The organism is Clostridium sp. 19966 (genome assembly GCF_032335695.1).
In the GTDB taxonomy this organism is placed as follows: Bacteria; Bacillota; Clostridia; order Clostridiales; family Clostridiaceae; genus JACTOJ01.
In genome coordinates this window covers 1-17,734 of sequence record NZ_JACTOJ010000006.1, presented here as the reverse complement: position 1 = coordinate 17,734, position 17,734 = coordinate 1, and the positions used below count along the sequence as shown (strand labels likewise).

18 protein-coding genes are annotated in these 17,734 nt (G+C 29.0%); 16 read left to right on the top strand and 2 right to left on the bottom strand.

Annotated elements, in window-relative coordinates:
• Positions 1 to 144: 144 nt before the first annotated feature.
• The 10 genes from IAI10_RS07610 to IAI10_RS07565 all read left to right on the top strand — a co-directional run bounded on the left by IAI10_RS07610 (position 145) and on the right by IAI10_RS07565 (position 10,362).
• Entirely contained in the window at positions 145 to 1,878 is a 1,734-nt protein-coding gene (locus IAI10_RS07610; RefSeq protein ID WP_315672705.1) for a phospho-sugar mutase, read from the top strand.
• Positions 1,879 to 2,131: 253 nt separating this feature from the next.
• Positions 2,132 to 3,205 (top strand): tetratricopeptide repeat protein, encoded by a 1,074-nt coding sequence (locus tag IAI10_RS07605; protein WP_315672704.1) that lies wholly within the window; start codon positions 2,132 to 2,134, stop codon positions 3,203 to 3,205.
• Between the two features lie 4 nt (positions 3,206 to 3,209).
• Positions 3,210 to 3,878 carry a GNVR domain-containing protein gene (locus IAI10_RS07600; protein ID WP_315672703.1) on the top strand — a complete coding sequence of 223 codons (669 nt, stop codon included), beginning with the start codon at positions 3,210 to 3,212 and terminating at the stop codon, positions 3,876 to 3,878.
• Between the two features lie 10 nt (positions 3,879 to 3,888).
• Complete coding sequence (locus IAI10_RS07595; protein ID WP_315672702.1) at positions 3,889 to 4,572, top strand: CpsD/CapB family tyrosine-protein kinase; 684 nt, start codon at positions 3,889 to 3,891, stop codon at positions 4,570 to 4,572.
• A gap of 24 nt (positions 4,573 to 4,596) precedes the next feature.
• Positions 4,597 to 5,361, top strand: coding sequence for a CpsB/CapC family capsule biosynthesis tyrosine phosphatase (locus tag IAI10_RS07590; protein ID WP_315672701.1), 765 nt, complete (start codon positions 4,597 to 4,599; stop codon positions 5,359 to 5,361).
• A 98-nt stretch (positions 5,362 to 5,459) separates the two neighbouring features.
• Complete coding sequence (gene galU / locus IAI10_RS07585) at positions 5,460 to 6,353, top strand: UTP--glucose-1-phosphate uridylyltransferase GalU (RefSeq protein WP_315672700.1); 894 nt, start codon at positions 5,460 to 5,462, stop codon at positions 6,351 to 6,353.
• A 65-nt stretch (positions 6,354 to 6,418) separates the two neighbouring features.
• On the top strand, positions 6,419 to 7,837 hold the full coding sequence (locus IAI10_RS07580) for a flippase (RefSeq protein WP_315672699.1): 1,419 nt from the start codon (positions 6,419 to 6,421) through the stop codon (positions 7,835 to 7,837).
• Between the two features lie 11 nt (positions 7,838 to 7,848).
• The gene (locus IAI10_RS07575) at positions 7,849 to 8,958 is read left to right on the top strand and encodes a glycosyltransferase family 4 protein (protein ID WP_315672698.1); all 1,110 of its coding nucleotides are present in this window, start codon (positions 7,849 to 7,851) and stop codon (positions 8,956 to 8,958) included.
• Positions 8,959 to 9,026: 68 nt separating this feature from the next.
• On the top strand, positions 9,027 to 9,587 hold the full coding sequence (locus IAI10_RS07570) for a nitroreductase family protein (RefSeq protein WP_315672697.1): 561 nt from the start codon (positions 9,027 to 9,029) through the stop codon (positions 9,585 to 9,587).
• Between the two features lie 133 nt (positions 9,588 to 9,720).
• Positions 9,721 to 10,362: a cyclodeaminase/cyclohydrolase family protein gene (locus IAI10_RS07565; RefSeq protein ID WP_315672696.1), complete on the top strand. Its 642-nt coding sequence runs from the start codon at positions 9,721 to 9,723 to the stop codon at positions 10,360 to 10,362.
• A 60-nt stretch (positions 10,363 to 10,422) separates the two neighbouring features.
• On the opposite strand, the gene pdaA is transcribed toward IAI10_RS07565, so the two are convergent.
• Positions 10,423 to 11,325 (bottom strand): delta-lactam-biosynthetic de-N-acetylase, encoded by a 903-nt coding sequence (gene pdaA / locus IAI10_RS07560; RefSeq protein WP_315672695.1) that lies wholly within the window; start codon positions 11,323 to 11,325, stop codon positions 10,423 to 10,425.
• A gap of 76 nt (positions 11,326 to 11,401) precedes the next feature.
• Here pdaA and IAI10_RS07555 point away from each other — a divergent pair, with 76 nt between their 5' ends.
• The gene (locus tag IAI10_RS07555) at positions 11,402 to 13,141 is read left to right on the top strand and encodes an Eco57I restriction-modification methylase domain-containing protein (RefSeq protein WP_315672694.1); all 1,740 of its coding nucleotides are present in this window, start codon (positions 11,402 to 11,404) and stop codon (positions 13,139 to 13,141) included.
• Positions 13,142 to 13,197: 56 nt separating this feature from the next.
• On the opposite strand, the gene speE is transcribed toward IAI10_RS07555, so the two are convergent.
• On the bottom strand, positions 13,198 to 14,028 hold the full coding sequence (gene speE, locus IAI10_RS07550) for a polyamine aminopropyltransferase (protein ID WP_315672693.1): 831 nt from the start codon (positions 14,026 to 14,028) through the stop codon (positions 13,198 to 13,200).
• Between the two features lie 366 nt (positions 14,029 to 14,394).
• Between speE and spoIIAA the strand changes: the two genes are divergently transcribed.
• The 5 genes from spoIIAA to IAI10_RS07525 form a co-directional block, all read left to right on the top strand.
• Complete coding sequence (spoIIAA, locus tag IAI10_RS07545) at positions 14,395 to 14,730, top strand: anti-sigma F factor antagonist (RefSeq protein ID WP_315672692.1); 336 nt, start codon at positions 14,395 to 14,397, stop codon at positions 14,728 to 14,730.
• Positions 14,731 to 14,745: 15 nt separating this feature from the next.
• Positions 14,746 to 15,177 carry an anti-sigma F factor gene (gene spoIIAB / locus IAI10_RS07540; protein ID WP_315672691.1) on the top strand — a complete coding sequence of 144 codons (432 nt, stop codon included), beginning with the start codon at positions 14,746 to 14,748 and terminating at the stop codon, positions 15,175 to 15,177.
• 10 nt (positions 15,178 to 15,187) lie between these two features.
• The gene (gene sigF, locus IAI10_RS07535; protein WP_315672690.1) at positions 15,188 to 15,943 is read left to right on the top strand and encodes an RNA polymerase sporulation sigma factor SigF; all 756 of its coding nucleotides are present in this window, start codon (positions 15,188 to 15,190) and stop codon (positions 15,941 to 15,943) included.
• Between the two features lie 185 nt (positions 15,944 to 16,128).
• The gene (locus IAI10_RS07530) at positions 16,129 to 16,821 is read left to right on the top strand and encodes a response regulator transcription factor (protein ID WP_315672689.1); all 693 of its coding nucleotides are present in this window, start codon (positions 16,129 to 16,131) and stop codon (positions 16,819 to 16,821) included.
• On the top strand, positions 16,811 to 17,734 hold a 924-nt coding region (locus IAI10_RS07525; protein ID WP_315672688.1), incomplete at its 3' end, for a hypothetical protein. The genes IAI10_RS07530 and IAI10_RS07525, both read left to right, overlap by 11 nt.

Below are 17,734 nucleotides of genomic sequence, written 5' to 3'. Positions count from 1 at the left end.
TATAAAATGCAATAATAGTATATGTAATGCTCTTTTAAAATACAATAAAAACTATAAAAAATCACAATATTTTCTTAAACTAGTTTTTCATTAATACTATTTTGTAGTATAATAACAAATGTTAAATGTGTTAGGAGGGATAATATGGATTACAAAGAAAAATACAACCTTTGGTTGAATTCAACATTAATTGATGAAAGCACAAAGAATGAATTGAAAAATATATCCGAAGAAAAAGAACTAGAGGATAGATTCTATAAAGAATTAGAGTTTGGAACAGGTGGACTCAGAGGGGTAATAGGCGCAGGAAGCAACAGAATGAACATATATACTGTTGGAAAAGCAACTCAAGGACTTGCAGATTACATTAATGCAGCTTATTCCGATGAGAAGAGTGTTGCAATTGCCTACGATTCAAGAAATATGTCTAAGGAATTTGCTCAGACTGCAGCAGAAATATTGAGTGCAAATAATGTAAAGGTATATTTATTTGAAAGCTTAAGACCTACTCCAATGTTATCTTTTACAGTAAGAGAATTAAATTGCAAAGCAGGAATAGTTATCACTGCATCTCATAATCCAAAGCAATATAATGGATATAAAGTATATGGAGAAGATGGAGGTCAGGTTACTGACAATAATGCTAAAACTATATTAAACTGCATAGAAAAGGTTGACAACTTTGAAAAAATTAAAAAAGTTACCTTAGACGAAGGAATTAAAAGTAATTTAATAAGCATCATAGGTGAAGATGTAGATAAAGTGTATTATGAAAAGGTAAAGAGCCTTACAATTAGAAAAGAGCTTGTTAAGGAAAAGGCTAAGGATTTAAAAATAATTTATACACCTATACATGGTAGTGGTAATGTTCCTGTAAGGAGAGTACTTAATGAACTAGGGTATACAAATTTAGTTGTAGTAAAGGAACAGGAACTTCCAGATGGAAACTTCCCTACAGCACCTTATCCAAATCCAGAAGAACCAAAGGTATTTAATATAGCAATGGAGATGGCAAAGGATGTTCAACCAGATATAATATTTGGAACTGATCCTGATTGTGATAGAATAGGTGTGGTAGTCAAGGTAAGTGAGGGAAACTACAAAGTACTTACTGGAAATCAAACAGGAGCACTTCTTACAGAATATATACTTTCATCCTTAACTGAAGAAGGAAAGCTACCAAAGGATGGAGCAGTTGTAAAAACTATAGTTACCACAGAGATAGCAAGAAAAATAGCAAAAGAATACAATGTAGAATTGATGGATGTGCTTACTGGATTTAAGTACATAGGTGAAAAAATAAAAGAATTTGAAGAAAATAAAAATCATTCCTACATATTTGGTTTTGAAGAGAGCTACGGATACCTTTCTGGAGATTTTGTAAGAGATAAGGATGCAGTAATTGCAGCTACTTTAATTTGTGAAATGACACTTTACTATAAATCAAAAGGAATTTCACTATATGAGGCATTAATAAACCTATATAATAAATATGGCTATTACAAAGAAAAGTTAGTATCTTTAGAACTAAAAGGAAAAGAAGGTCAAGAAAAAATAGCAAAAGCTATAGATTTTCTTAGAAATAACTTGGATGATTCGGTAAATTCAGTAAAGATAACTGAAAAAAATGATTATAAATTAAGTATATCCTATGACAAAATTAATAATACTGAAAGTAAAATCAATCTTCCTAAATCCAATGTACTTAAGTTTATATTAGAGGATGGTTCTTGGTTTGTGGTAAGACCTTCAGGAACAGAACCTAAGATGAAAGTCTATCTATCCGTAGTATCTGATGGATTAGATAAATCAGATGCAGAAATTAAAGAATTAGAAGAAGCAGTAATGAAAATAATCAATGATGCTTGCAATAGATAATAATAGAAATTAAAGTTTACAAATTTATGTCTCTATTTAAGGCAGTAAAAATTGTGGTGAATTTTTATGCTTATAGCTTTAAATAGAGCATTTATTTTGATATAATGAAATAGTATTTTAAGGCAAAAAATGGTAAATGTATATTTGACTTTACTAGTTTTAGGTGTTAAGGTATAATAATAAAGTATTAATTATAACGATTATTTATTATTTTAAAAATTTTTTGTTTAGTTAATTGTGAAATTGGAGGAATATGTTTACAAAAAGTTATTTAGCGTCGAAATTATCGGATTTTATTTTTTTAAATATAAATAAGGATGCTTTGGCAAGTCTATTTAGAAAATTGCCACAGGGTGATATATATATGCCTATGAAAGCATCTAAAATAATTGGAGATGTAAAAACCTCAGGAAATATTGATAAAATTGATATGAAAGATTTAATTGAAGGAATGTTTTTTGTAATTGGCTGTGATGAAAAATTTAATTATTCAAAAAACTATATGGATATGCTGAAGGATAATGAATTTTCAAGTAAGCTAGTAAAAGGAATAATTGCTAAAAATATAAATGAAAATAATGAAGCGAATGCTTACTTGTTATTACGCGGATTGTATATTATAGAACCAAGTGAAGATGTATATGACAAATTATTATATTGTCTTGCCATTATTTCTGAATCAAACAAGGATCTGGAATCAGAAAAAGATGGTATTATAAATGTAGGAAAAGAATTTTCATATAAATTAGCCTATTTGTACGAAAGTAAAAATAACTATGATAAATCTAACTATATTGAAGCTTGGGATAATTTAAATTTGTATTTTTCATATGGTGGAAAATCTGATGAGAGCATAGAAGAATTTAGGAATGATTTAAATATTTTAAGTAAATTGCAGGAAGCTAAGGGGATTTTAATTGAAAATCCTAAACATGCATTGGAACTTCTTGTACCATTACTTGATGAGTGCAGTGATAATGCTACAATACCATTGTATATAGCTATGGCTTGCAGAAATCTAGGACTTTATGAAAAAGCGATATATTACTTAAATGAAGCAAAAAATATAGATAATGAAATTATAGAAATTTATAATGAGTTTGGATTAAATTTTGCATGTCTTGGAGACTTTCCAGTTGCTATAAATTATTTTAAGAAGAGCTTTGAGGTGACTAAATCTATAGAAATATGTACTAATATTATTATGTGCTATTTAAATATGGGAGATAATAGGAGCGCAAAGTTACATTTAAAAATAGCGGAAAAATTAGATCCAGAAGATGATGTGGTATCTAAGCTTAAAAATATACTTAGGGAGGCAGAGTAATACAATGGAGATAAAGGAATATTTTAGTATTCTGAAAAAAAGGTATAAACTAATATTGTGGATTACACTTTTAGCAGTGATAACTAGTGGAGTATTTAGTTATATCGTGATAAAACCTACTTATAAAACTAATATATCAGTTATTATAGGAAAAGGAGAGTCTACTAAGGATTCAACTTATAATTATAATGATATAATGATGTATCAAAATCTTGTAAAAACTTATGTAGAACTTACTACTAGTGCAAAAGTTATGAATGATACAATAAGTAATTTGGGATTGAGTTTAACTGCTGACCAATTAGAGGCCATGATTTCAGTATCACCCAAGGCTAGCACTGAATTTATGGATATAACAGTTAAATCCAAGAGTCCTAGCGATGCTATGAATATAGCTAATCAATTGGCTAAATCTTTAAAATCAATTAGTGCCACCGTAATGAAGGAAGATAATGTTCAAATATTAGATGAAGCTAAACTACCCACATCTCCAGATAGCCCTAAACCATTGCTGAACATGATGATAGCATTTTTACTAGGATTAATGCTTTCCATTGGATTATTATTCTTATTGGAATACATGGATAATACTGTAAAAACAGAGGAAGAAATAGAAAAACTATGCGGCGTACCAGTAATTGGAATAATACCGCTAGTAACTCAAGACGAGTAGAGGTGATAGTATGCTTAAAAATATAATCTCTTTTAAAAATCCGAAATCCAGAGCTGCTGAAGCTTTTAGAACTTTAAGAACAAACATACAGTTTTCTTCTTTGGATGATCAAATTAAATCTATAGTAGTTACCTCTGCCGGCCCTGGAGAAGGTAAAAGCACTATTATGACTAATTTAGCTGTGACTATTGCTCAAAGCGGAAAAAGAGTTGTTGTAGTGGACTGCGATTTAAGAAAACCAACAATTCATAAAAAAATGGGATTGCCAAACTCTGATGGAATTACAAATTTGTTAGCACAAAGTAAGAACTTAGATGAAGTTATTTTGTCTACTATGGTACCAAATCTTTTTGTTATAACAAGTGGTCCTATACCACCAAATCCAGCCGAATTGTTAGGCACTAAAAAGATGAGACAAGTTTTATCAGAGTTACAAGAAGCTTTTGATATAGTTCTTATTGATGCACCTCCTGTTATTGCTGTAACTGATGCACAAATTTTATCAACTCTGGCTACTGGTGTATTATTGGTTACGAGTTATGGTGTAACTGAAAAGTTTGGAATTGCTAAGGCTAAAGAGCTTCTTGACAAAGTTGGTGCTAAGGTGTTTGGAGTAATCCTCAATAAGGTTCCAGAGAAATCTGAAAACTATTATTATGGTAAATATTATTATAACTATTATAAAAACGAATAGAATGATAGACTAGGATGTGGTAAAATGATTGACTTTCATTCTCATATTATTCCTGCAGTTGATGATGGATCTAAAGATATTGATATGACTATGAATATGCTTGAAAATTCAATAAAAGAAGGTACTGAAATTATATGTGCCACACCTCATTTTATATATGGAGAATGCGAAACATCTTTTGAAGATTATAATACTAAGCTTAATCAAATATTAGGGAGATGTTCATCTAATATTAAGGTTGTATCTGGTGTAGAGGTCTATATAAATCCTGAACTGCCAACATTATTTAAAGAAAACAAAATATGGGGATTGAATAATAATAAGTATATATTAATTGAACTTCCTATGGAGCAGTTTCCAATATATACAGAAAAGGTGTTTTACGATTTGAGACTTTTAGGATTAGTACCAGTGCTGGCACACCCGGAACGTAATATGGCTATTCATAAAAATATTGAACTTCTCATAAATCTCATTGAGCAGGGAAACTTAGCTCAGATGAATTCTGGAAGTCTTATGGGACTGTATGGTGGAGAAATAAAAAGACAGGCTGAAAAACTGGTACATATGAATTTGATTCATATGCTTGGGAGCGATGCTCATAATGACGGAAAAAGAAACACTTATCTATCTGAAGCGTATTTTAAAGTGAAGGAGCTAAATGAACAGCTGTATAATTGGATTTGTGATAATGAAAATAATATAATTAGCGGCTTAGATGTAGAATGCCTTAACATTAAAGAAATCACTAAAAATAAAAAGTCTTTCTGGAGCATATTTAAAAAATAATTTTATTGTGATGTTGAACTTGAATAAATATATATTTTATATTACTCGGGTAAACATTGTTTATTGATAAATTTATTAAAAGTGAAGGGAGTCATAAAATGAAAGTTAAAAAAGCGGTTATTCCAGCGGCAGGACTGGGAACAAGATTCTTACCAGCAACAAAAGCCCAACCTAAGGAAATGCTTCCTATTGTGGATAAACCAACAATACAATACATAATTGAAGAGGCTGTTAATTCAGGAATAGAAGAAATATTAATAATCACTGGTAGAAATAAGAGAGCAATAGAAGATCATTTTGATAAATCTGTAGAATTAGAGCAGGAATTAGAAAATCATTCTAAGGATGCTATGCTTAGCATGATAAAAGATATATCTAATATGGCTAATATTTACTATATAAGACAAAAAGAACCTAAAGGATTAGGTCATGCTATAAATTGTGCCCGTACTTTTGTAGGAAACGAACCTTTTGCTGTTATGCTTGGAGACGATGTAGTAGACAGCGAAGAGCCTTGTTTGAAGCAGTTAATAGACTGCTATAATGAATATAAAACTACTATACTTGGTGTTCAAGATGTACCTCAGCATGATGTAAGCAAATACGGAATCATCAAAGCTATGAATATAGAAGATAGAGTTTATAAAGTGAAAGATATGGTTGAAAAGCCAAAACCTGAAGAAGCACCTTCTAATATAGCAATACTTGGAAGATACATAATTACTCCGAATATATTTGATGTACTTGATAATACAAAGCCTGGAAAGGGTGGAGAGATACAGCTTACTGATGCTCTTAAGTCCTTAATGAACTCAGAAGCTATGTATGCGTATAATTTTAAAGGAAGAAGATACGATGTAGGAGATAAATTGGGATTTTTGGAAGCGAATATAGAATATGCATTGAAGAGAGAAGAACTTAGAGCAGGCTTTGAGGATTACTTGTTAAGAATTACAAATACTATTAAAAAAAGCAAAGCAGCTGAAAAATAGCAAAGAATAAATTATCCGCCACTAGGCGGATTTTTATTAACTATATTTAGTATAAGGGTGAAAATATGACGAAGGTTACTAGAAATTTTATAGTTAATGGGCTATCAAGTATATTATCTCAATTTGTGACTTTCTTAACTATGACATATTATGCGAAAGTTATTGGTCAGAGTTATTTCGGAAGTTTTACTTTAGCTCAGCAAATAGTGCTGTATTTTTCAATGTTTATAATGTTTGGAATGCAGACATTGGGAATACGCATGGTGGCAGAAAGCGGAGAGAAACTAAATGATACCATAAATGAAATACTTTCTTTTAGATTAATAAATGCAATAGTTTCATTTATTATATTGATTATCTTGTACGCTGCAATAAATAAAGGATATTATTTTAATAATTTTTTATTTATATTTTCTTTTAGTCTATTTCCTCTGGCGTTAAATACTGATTGGTTATTTAACGGCTTACAGGAAATGCAGCATAATGCGGTATATAATATACTTAAAAATATTGTTCCATCAATTATAATAATTATATTTATACGAAACACAGGAAATTTATATATGATTCCAATGGCATTGGTAATCGGAAATGTTTTAGGTATAATATATCAGATAAGCATTATAAAGATTAAATATAAATTTAGAATTAGATTTAAAATAAGAAAAAGCATCATTTTAAAATATGCTAAACTTGGAATGCCCTTTTTAATATCCTCTTTATTAGCAATGGTTAATGGTAATATAGATAAAATAATAATGGGTTTTTCTAGAACAGAGGCAGAACTAGGAGTGTATCAAGCTGCTTATGTATTTATAAATTTTCTAATAAATGTAGAGGCTCTAATATTTACACCTTTTTTTCCTATGTATATAAATTATTTTTCAAATAAAGATATTAAGGCTATAAAGAATTTAGGAAGAAATGTAGCTAAGATAGTATGGATTGCAATAATACCTATTACAGTAGAAATAATGATTTTGTCAAAGGATATAATACAGCTATTTTATGGCAAAAAATATATAAATGCCTACATTTCACTTAGAATATTAACAATTTATATATTGATACTCTATATAAGAGAAATATATGGTTATCAATTAAATGCCTGGAAGGGAGAAAAATTTTATCTTAAGGCTGTTAGCATATCAGCTGCTCTTAACGCCTTATTGTGTATCATTTTTATACCATATTTTGGATATGTTGCAGCGGCGATAATAACTCTTGTAACAGAAGTAGTTAATCTTTTTGTAATGAAATATTATAGCGATAAAATAGTAAAAATAAATATTTTTCAAGATACGATTAGATTAATTTTTCCTTGTATTTTTCTTGTGTTAATCACATTAATATTATATTATTATCACGTAGAAATAATAATTAATGCATTGATTTCAGTGATGCTATATTTTATTGTTTTGATACTATTTAAGGTTTTAACATTAAATGAGATAAAGCTTGTATTTAGAAAAGAGGCGAAATAATGAGGTACTATATGCAGTACTTAAAAACTAGAAATGTGAATTTAATAAAAGATATGGGTACAATTCCTTTTAAATTATATAGCAAGCATGGAATAGATGCTTCAGTAGTAACCTACAAAAATGGAGAATATCCATATTTGAATAATGAAGTAAAAGGTTTAAAAATAGATTTTGTAAAAAAAGTATTTCACAGCTTTACACTAGATGGGGCTAGGTATCTGTTATTAAATTCAAAAAAAATTGATGTGCTACATATATTTCATTGTACCTTAAGTTCTGTAGTATATTCTTATACATATAAATTAATTAATCCAAAGGGAAAAATATATTTAAAATTGGATTGCAGCCATAAATTAGTAGAAAGAATTAGAGGATTAAGTTCCTTTCAAATTAAGTTTTTAAATAAATTTTTAAATAAGGTGGATTTAATAAGTGTGGAACAGGTTAATTTATTTAATCAATTAAAGGAACTTTTACCGCAGCAAAACAAAAAAATGATAAATGTACCAAATGGAATTGATTACGATTATTTAAATAGAAATAAAATTTTCTACGATTATTCTAAAAAAGAAAACACAATAGTGTATGTGGCAAGAATAGGAGCAGAGGAAAAAAATACGCAACTGCTATTAGAGGCATTTGCTAAAATTCCAAATATAGATGGGTCTGATTGGACGCTAAAACTTATAGGACCTATAGAGGAGTATTTTAAAGAATATATACAAGATTATTTCAAAAAATATCCTAAACTAACAGAAAAGGTCGTTTTCACAGGTGAGATATCTGATAGAAAAAGCTTGTATGAGGAGTATAGAAAATCAAAAATATGTGCATTGACTTCTGACTTTGAAAGCTTTGCTATAGCCTTAATTGAGGCAGCTTCCATGGGAAATATAATTATTTCTACAGATGTAGGTATAGCAAGAGAACTTGTAAGAGAAGACAATGGGCAAATTGTTCCCATAAAAGACGTGGATGCTTTTTCTAAAGCACTGTACTATTTTATTAATAATGAAGATAATAAAAAGCTATGTGATAAAAGTGCTGAGATTTGTAAAGAAAATTTTGATTGGAATAATATAGTATCTAAGTTATATGATTCACTTTTAAATTTAGGATAAGAATCGTATATTAATTTTATATAAACACATAATAAATTCACAAACATTTAAAACAAGGAGGAATGAATGTGGATTTTTATGATGTGGTAAATGAAAGAAAAAGTATAAAAGATTTTAAAGATACACCCATTGATAACTCCAAAATAAACAGAATAATAGAGGCTGTAATGAGGGCACCTTCTTGGAAAAATAAAAGTTGCTATAAGGTTATATTGGTTGATGACTATATTAAAAGACAAGATTTGTCAGAGTGTATAGATAATGATGATTATAGTGCTATAAGTGCCGTAAAGAAAGCTCCAATTATAGCTTTAATAGTCGCTAACCCCTACAAATCTGGAAGAGTTGATGGAAAAGATTTTTATTTAGTAGATGCTGGAATAGCTATGGAGCATTTGGTATTAGCAGCTACAGCAGAAGGCTATGGAACTTGCTGGATAGGTTCGCTTTTAGAAGATAGGATAAGGGAACTGCTGAATATTCCTGAAGAGTATAGGGTTATAGCTATGACTCCTATAGGAGTTACAGAATTAAAGTCATCACATTATCCTGAAAAGGAAGAACAAAATTATGTTTTTCATAATGAATGGAATTCTGAATATACTTCAAAGGAATATGTTATAAAATAAATTTATAGATGTTCATAAGTGCCGATTTATTTTAAAAATGCTACTTATGAGCACTCTTTTTTTAATAATTGGTACATGCTGTTTTTAGCTTTAGATAATCGTTAATTAAAAATATACTGAAAGGATGATTTTTTTGGAATTTGAAAAGAAATCAATTAAACAATTTATAGATGAATTGGCTTCCAATGCGCCTGTACCTGGAGGAGGAGGAGCCGCAGCTTTATGCGGAGCTCTAGCAGCAGCTCTTAGCTCAATGGTATTTAATATAACGAATTTAAAAAATAAATTCGATACTTTAGATAGTGAAAAGAGACAGAAAATTATAAGTGCAAGAGAGCAGGCAGAAGAACTTACTTATGAATGTATTTCATATATAAATAAAGATGCGGAAGCTTTTAGTTCTCTTATGGAGGCTTATAAATTTCCTAAAAGCAATGATACAGAGACAAAGAACAGAAAAATTGCTATAAATGAAGGCCTTAAAAAGGCTATGATGGTACCTTATAATCTTGCAGAAAAAACATTAAAGGCTATGGAATATATAGATGTGGCTGCTACTTATGGAAATAAAAATGTTGTATCTGATGCAGGAGCAGCTGCTATCTGTGCATATGCAGCAGTAGAGTGTTCAATAATAAATGTAAAAGTAAATTTGTCATATATAGATGAAGAGCTTGATAGTAATGTAGTTTCAAATTGCAACGAGATTTTAACAAGAGCCGCAGAGATGAAGCAAATTATATTGGACAAAGTTTATAAAGCTATAGAAGGATAATAAAAAAACTCCACTTGTAAATTTTTTTATAGGTGGAGTTTTGGTTTGAACATTTAACTTTTATTTAAGATCATTTAAGGTTTTAAAGGAATAGCCTTCATCTTTCCATTTAGTAAGCAATTCGTCTAAAATATCTGCATTTGTTTTTGAAACTGCGTGAAGTAAAATTATTGCTCCATTGTGAGTTCTGGTAAGAATCTTTTTCATAGCCTCTTCATGAGAAGGCTGCTTTTTTACATCCCAATCAAAATATGCAAAGCTCCAAAACACAGTTTTATATCCAAGATCTTGAGTGTAACTAATAGATAAATCACTATATTTGCCCATGGGTGGTCTAAAAAATTTAGGCATAGTTTTACTAGTAACTTCTTCATAGGCTTTTTCAACATCTTCTAACTCTTTATTAAACTTATCAAAGTTTTTTACTTTAGCCATAGATGGATGGTGAGAAGAATGATTACATACTAGATGATCCTCAGCATCCATTCTTTTTATAATATCAGGATTAGAAGTGATATAGGGTTTTACCACAAAAAAAGCTGCTTTTACATCATGCCTTTTTAATATATCTAATATTTTGTTAGTATATCCATTTTCATATCCTTCATCAAAGGTTATATATAACTCTTTTTTATTTGTGTCTCCTACATAATAGCCTGAATATTTTCTTAAGAGCTCATTAACGTCATCCTTTTGGGAAGGAACTAAGCCTTTATTATTTGGGACTATAAACCAAGATTTTTCTTTAGTGCTTAAAGTATAATCCTTTTTTTTATCTTCTTCTAATTTTTCCCTACAATCTTTTTCGCATTCTAAGTAGTCTTGAATATAAAATGGAACATTATCTTCTTGTTCAGTTTTTGATGCCTCAATACTTTTTGTATTAGCACTAACAGAAGAAAAACAGGTACTTAAGATTAAAAAAATTAATATAATATGTTTAAGCAGATAATTTTTCTTCATTCTTCTAAGGACCACCTTTCTATGTTATACTTTAGACTATAGTACTCACTAATTTTGCAATAATAAGGAGCAATACATGAAATATAATTTCATAGAATATATTCAGGGTTTATACAAATTTATTAACTCGCCTGTTGATATTATAAGCAAGTACAATGAAATTAATAAATGTAAATCTTGCTTTGGTATATCAAATAAACAAAGTATGGGTGAATATTACTATAAAAATATATTGGAAAATAAACAGGGAATTGTATATACACCATATTTAATTTCTAAATATATGATTGAAAATACTGTACTTGAAGAAGATATAATAAATAATCCATTTTTAAAAATATTGGATCCAGCTTGCGGAACAGGAAATATATTATTAAATTTATATAAGCACCTTACAAAAATATATGAAAAAAATATAGATGAAATAAATATTAAGCATAAACTTGATTTAAGTAAAAGCAGCATAGGCAAGCATATAATTAATAATAATATTTATGGTGTGGATATTGACGAAAATGCTATTAAGATATTAGCTATAGAGATATTTCATCATAGCGGCATAGCTAGTGAAAATTTCATAAAGCAAGATTACTTAGCAGATAACTGGGAAGAAAGCTTTGATGTCATAATAGGAAATCCTCCCTATCTTGGAACAAAGACTATGGGAAGAAATTATTATACGTTGTTAAAAAATAAATATTCAGAGGTTTTTCTTGATAAGTCAGATATAAGTTATTGCTTTTTTAAAAAAGCTTTGGAGTCAGTAAAATCAAACTATAAAATAACTTTTGTCACATCTAGATACTTTATTGAATCTATCAGTGGCACAAATTTAAGAAGCTATTTATTAAAAAGCACTTACATTAAAGAGATGGTAGATTTTTATGGAGAAAGACCTTTTGATAAAATTGGTGTAGATCCGGTTATAATATTTTTGGATTCTAATATCCATGATGAGATTTTAGTAAAAAAACCAGGAAATAAAATTAATTTAAAAAATGATGAATATATAGGCAATATGAAAAAAGTATACGTTAAAAGATATGAATTAGAAAGCTCACCTTGGAGACTTCAAGATGAAAGGTCATTAAAAATATTAAAAAAAATAGAGAGCAGATGTAAGCATTCATTAAAGGATATATGTACTGCTTATCAAGGAATTATAACAGGTTGTGATAAAGCTTTTATAGTAAATAGAGAGCAAATAGAAAAATATGATTTAGAGAGAAATTTAATTAAACCCTGGATAAAGAGTAAGCATATAGCAAATTCGGGAGTAGAAAAAGGTGATTTATACATAATATATTCTGACTTAATAGACAATCCTAAAAATTATACAAATTCAATTAATTATATATCCAATTATAAAGAAAAGCTTGAAAATAGGAGAGAATGCAGGAATGGTAAAAGGCTCTGGTATAATTTGCAGTGGGGAAGAAAAATAGATATATTTGAAGATAGAAAAATTATATTCCCATATAAAAGTGCCAGTAACAAATTTATAGTAGATAAAAGCAACTTTTTTAGTGCCGATATTTATGCAATGAAAATAAATAGTAATGTGGATATGAAATATGATATATTGTCCGAAATACTTAACAGTTATTTGTATGAGTTTTACTTTAAGTGCTTCGGTAAAAAACTAGGAAACAACTTGTACGAATATTATCCTAATAACATTTTAAGGTTAAAAGTGCCTTTAGAAAATAATATAAAAACAGTGGAAGATTTATATGCATACTTTGAAATAACTAATGAGGAAAGAACCATAGTGGAAAATACAGTTGATAAGGCTAATAATAAAGGTAAAATTTGATTTTAATTAAAAAAGCAATGAAATTCCATTGCTTTTTTAATATGCAGAATTATTAATTAATCCAAAATCAAATCCTCTATGTATTTAGGAAGAGTAAAGCAAGCTCTGTGAAGCTTTTGAGTATAGTATTTAGTTTTAAAGGATAAAGGTCTTAAGGAACTAGTATTTTCTGGATCGTATTTTTTAGAACCAATGGTGAAGCTCCAATATCCGCTGGGATAAGTAGGTATGGCTGCCATAAATAATTTAGTTATTGGGAAAATAGCTTTTGCATCATTATAAACTTTTTTAACAACCTGAGGCAAATAAAAAGGAGTTTCGGTTTGAGCTATAAATATCCCGTCTTCCGTTAGGCATTCTGATATTTCTTTATAGAAACTGCCTCCAAATAATCCTTCAGCGGCACCAAAGGGGTCAGTAGAATCAACTATTATAATATCAAATTCGTTTTTATGCTCATGAACATATTTTATACCATCTCCAATAAAAACCTCACATCTTGAATCATTCAAGGCACAACTAATTTCTGGCAAGAATTTTTTACATTCTTCCACTACGCAGGCATCAATTTCGCATAGTACTGCTTTTTCCACAGAGGGATGCTTAAGGATCTCCCTTATAGCACCTCCATCGCCACCTCCGACAACTAATACTTTTTTAGGATTTGGATGGGTAAATAGAGGTATATGGGTTATCATTTCATGATACACATATTCATCTTTTATAGTAGTTTGAACAATACCATCTAAAACTAGCATGCGTCCAAAGGCATGAGTATCCAGAATAGCAAGGTCTTGAAAATAAGTTTTTTTCTTTACAAGAGTTTCTTTTATTTTATAAGTCATTGCTGCATCAGCTATTTGACCTTCTTTTAACCATAGATCCATAATTGTCCTCCTAAAAATAATTGTATATTTACAGATTAATTATAACAAGCAGTTGTAAAACTAGCAACTAATCCATAAGGCTTCTTCAGATTAGGGTGCGCTCTAAAATAAATTATTATTACTTTAGAAAAAATAAGCAACCAATGAATAAAATATAGCAAAAATGTTAATAATAAATAAAAAATAGAAAAAATTTCAATATTAAGGAGGATTATTATTACTCATATAGAATAATAAATAAAGAAAGCACTTAGTTTATTATGTAGTAAAATTTTATTATTGATGAACTTTATAATAAAACCCTAAGGGACTTACATAAAAAATTTGTTGTTACATATAAGGGGGGAGCTCGTCTGAGCAAATATTATGTATATCAGATTTGATAAGAAAGATAACATATTAATAGCATATTTGTTAGGTGAATTGGATCATCATAGCGCAGAAGAGGTTAGAAGCAAGATAGACGATAAAATCGATAGGGAAAAAGTAAATAAGCTTATAATAAGCTTTTATGGAGTAACATTTATGGACAGTTCAGGAATAGGAGTTGTAGTTGGGCGATATAAAAAACTATCAATGCGCAAAGGTATTGTATGCATTGCAGAAGCTAAGGATCCAGTTAAGAAGGTTTTTGAATTATCGGGGATGTTTAAAATAATTCATTCATATGAAAGTATCGATGATGCCGTAGTTAATATGTAAAAGGGGGACGGTTCTATGTATGATAACAAAATGAAAATAGAGTTTATAAGTAAATCTCAAAATGAAAGTTTTGCAAGAGTTGCAGTAGCTGCTTTTATATCACAGCTAGATCCTACAATAGAAGAAATAACAGATATAAAGACAGCAGTATCAGAAGCCGTTACTAATGCTATAATACATGGCTATGAAAATTCTAAGGATAAAATTATTGAAATTGAAGCTCAAATTGAAGGAAATGTAGCTATAGTTACAATAACTGACTATGGAATAGGAATAGAAAACATCGAGGAAGCAATGCAGCCATTATATACCTCAAAACCGGATATGGAGAGATCTGGAATGGGATTTACGGTAATGGAAACATTTATGGATAGTCTTCAGGTAGAATCAGAAAAAAATAAAGGAACAAGGGTTACTATGAAAAAAATATTTAAATCAGTAGGTTAGGTGGAATGTTATGGAAGGTGAAGCTTTAAAAAAGGAGTGTTACAACTATGAAGACAACATAGACTTGTTAAAAGCCGCTCGTGATGGTAACAAAGATGCTCTTGATAAGCTTATTGAAATGAATCTTCCTCTAGTTTCTTCCATAAGCAAAAAATTTGTTAATAGGGGATATGAGTATGAAGATATATTTCAAATAGGTTCTTTAGGCTTGGTAAAAGCTGTGAATAATTTTGACCCCAAATATAATGTGAAGTTTTCTACGTATGCAGTTCCTATGATAATAGGTGAAATAAAGAGATTTTTAAGAGACGACGGAATAATAAAGGTAAGTAGAAACATAAAGACTATTGCAAGAAAGTTGCATTATGATAAAGAAGAATTAACAAAAAAATTAGGTAGGTCACCAACTATAGAAGAGCTTTCTGAATACTCAGGAATAGATAAAGATGACATCATAATGGCGGCAGAGTCTTCCATGGGAATGAATTATCTTTATGATACGATACATCAAGACGATGGAGCACCAGTATTATTAATAGATAAACTTAGTGAAAACGCTGAAGATGATAGTGATGTAATAGATAAGATCGCTTTAAAAGAAGCTTTAAGCAATTTAGATATAAAATCTAGGCAGATTATAATGCTTAGATATTTTAAGGATAAAACACAAATACAAGTGGCAAAAATGCTTGGCATAAGCCAGGTGCAGGTTTCAAGAATAGAAAAAAGGGTCTTAAAGCATATGAAAGATGCTTTGAAAGAATAAGATATACTAAAATTTTTGCTTGGAATATATTTTCCTTGTTAAAAATTTTAGTATATTTTTTTGCCTAATTAATTTGAAAAATAATGTATAATAGATAATATTAAGAAATTGTTAAGAATTACAATATGTAAATCTTAAGTTTTATACATTACAATTTATTTGTAGCTACAAGAGGGGGAGAAAAATTGAATAAGTACAATGTTTTAATAGTGGACGATGATGATGAAATACGTGATGCCATAGAAATATATTTAAAAAATGAAAATGTCAATGTATATAAAGCAAAAGATGGATTGGAGGCTTTGGAGGTAATCGGAGAAAAAGATATACATACTGTTCTTATGGACATAATGATGCCTAGGCTTGATGGTATAAAGGCAACTTTTAAAATAAGAGAGAAAAAGAACATACCAATAATAATGCTTTCTGCTAAATCAGAAGATATGGACAAGATATTAGGACTAAATGTAGGTGCTGATGATTACATAACAAAGCCCTTCAATCCATTGGAATTAACAGCTAGAGTTAAATCCCAGCTTAGAAGATATATGAATTTAGGGGTTTATAACAAAAAAGAAGATGAAATATCAGTTAGAGGGTTGATATTAAATAAAGTAACTAAAATAGTATTGGTGGATGGCGAGGAGGTTAAGCTTACACCTAGAGAGTTTGGTATATTAGAAGTCTTGATTGAGAATGCGGGGAGAGTTTTTTCTATAGATGAGATTTATGAAATTGTTTGGAAGGAACCTTCTTATAATGCAGAAAACACTGTAGCAGTTCATATAAGAAGGATAAGAGAAAAAATCGAAATAAATCCAAAGGATCCAAGATATTTGAAAGTGGTGTGGGGAATTGGGTATAAAATTGAAAAGTAATAAATTAAGTGCTGTATGCTTTTTGTTAGCAGGAATAATGATAAGCTTATCTTTAATATCATATAACAATTATATTAGTAATAAAGATAAATTTAAAGAAAAAAATTATTTTGAAACAAATGATTTTAAAAGTATTTTAGCAAGGATGAGCGAAGATATAGTTGAATTAAATAATACAGAATTTAAGGATTATGAAAAGAAAAGTGATAAAGAAAAAGTTGCTGACAAAGAAATAGCTGATAGGAAAAAATCTTATCAAGCTAACTTGGATAATCAATTAAAGTACATTAATGATAAATATGATAGTAAAATAAAGTATGCGCAATCTATTAAAGATAATGATCAAGTGAATAAGCTTACAGATGCTAAGGAAACAGAAATTGAATTGATAAAAAAACAATACTCTTTAAGTGATGATGAAATACGAAATAATATAATAGAGGAAAAAAATAATTTTTATAAAGCTGTAAAAAGGGAATTATCTAATTTCAAAGGAGTTTTTTACTATATAAAAGATAATCGAAATAATGATATATATACTAACTTGGTCGATGTAGCGGATATAGAGACATATTTGTCAGAGCATGCATTTTATTATATAGATTCGGTGCAAAAATTAAGTATAAATGCTAGCCTGGTAGATAATTCTTATAATTATATTGTGGAACCATTAAATCAAAATAGCTTGGATGGATATTTTGTAATTTTAAAAGATAATAAAGAATCATATCCTTACATAAATGAATATAATAATTATGATGCTAATCGAAGCAAATTTATATATCTTTCTTATGGTGGGATTTTGGCAGCAATTTTAGCAATAGCGATTATGCTAGTTAGTAAAAAAACAAAAAAACAAGAATTTAAAATAAATAAAAATATATTAAAAATATATTTTAAAATTCCAATTGAT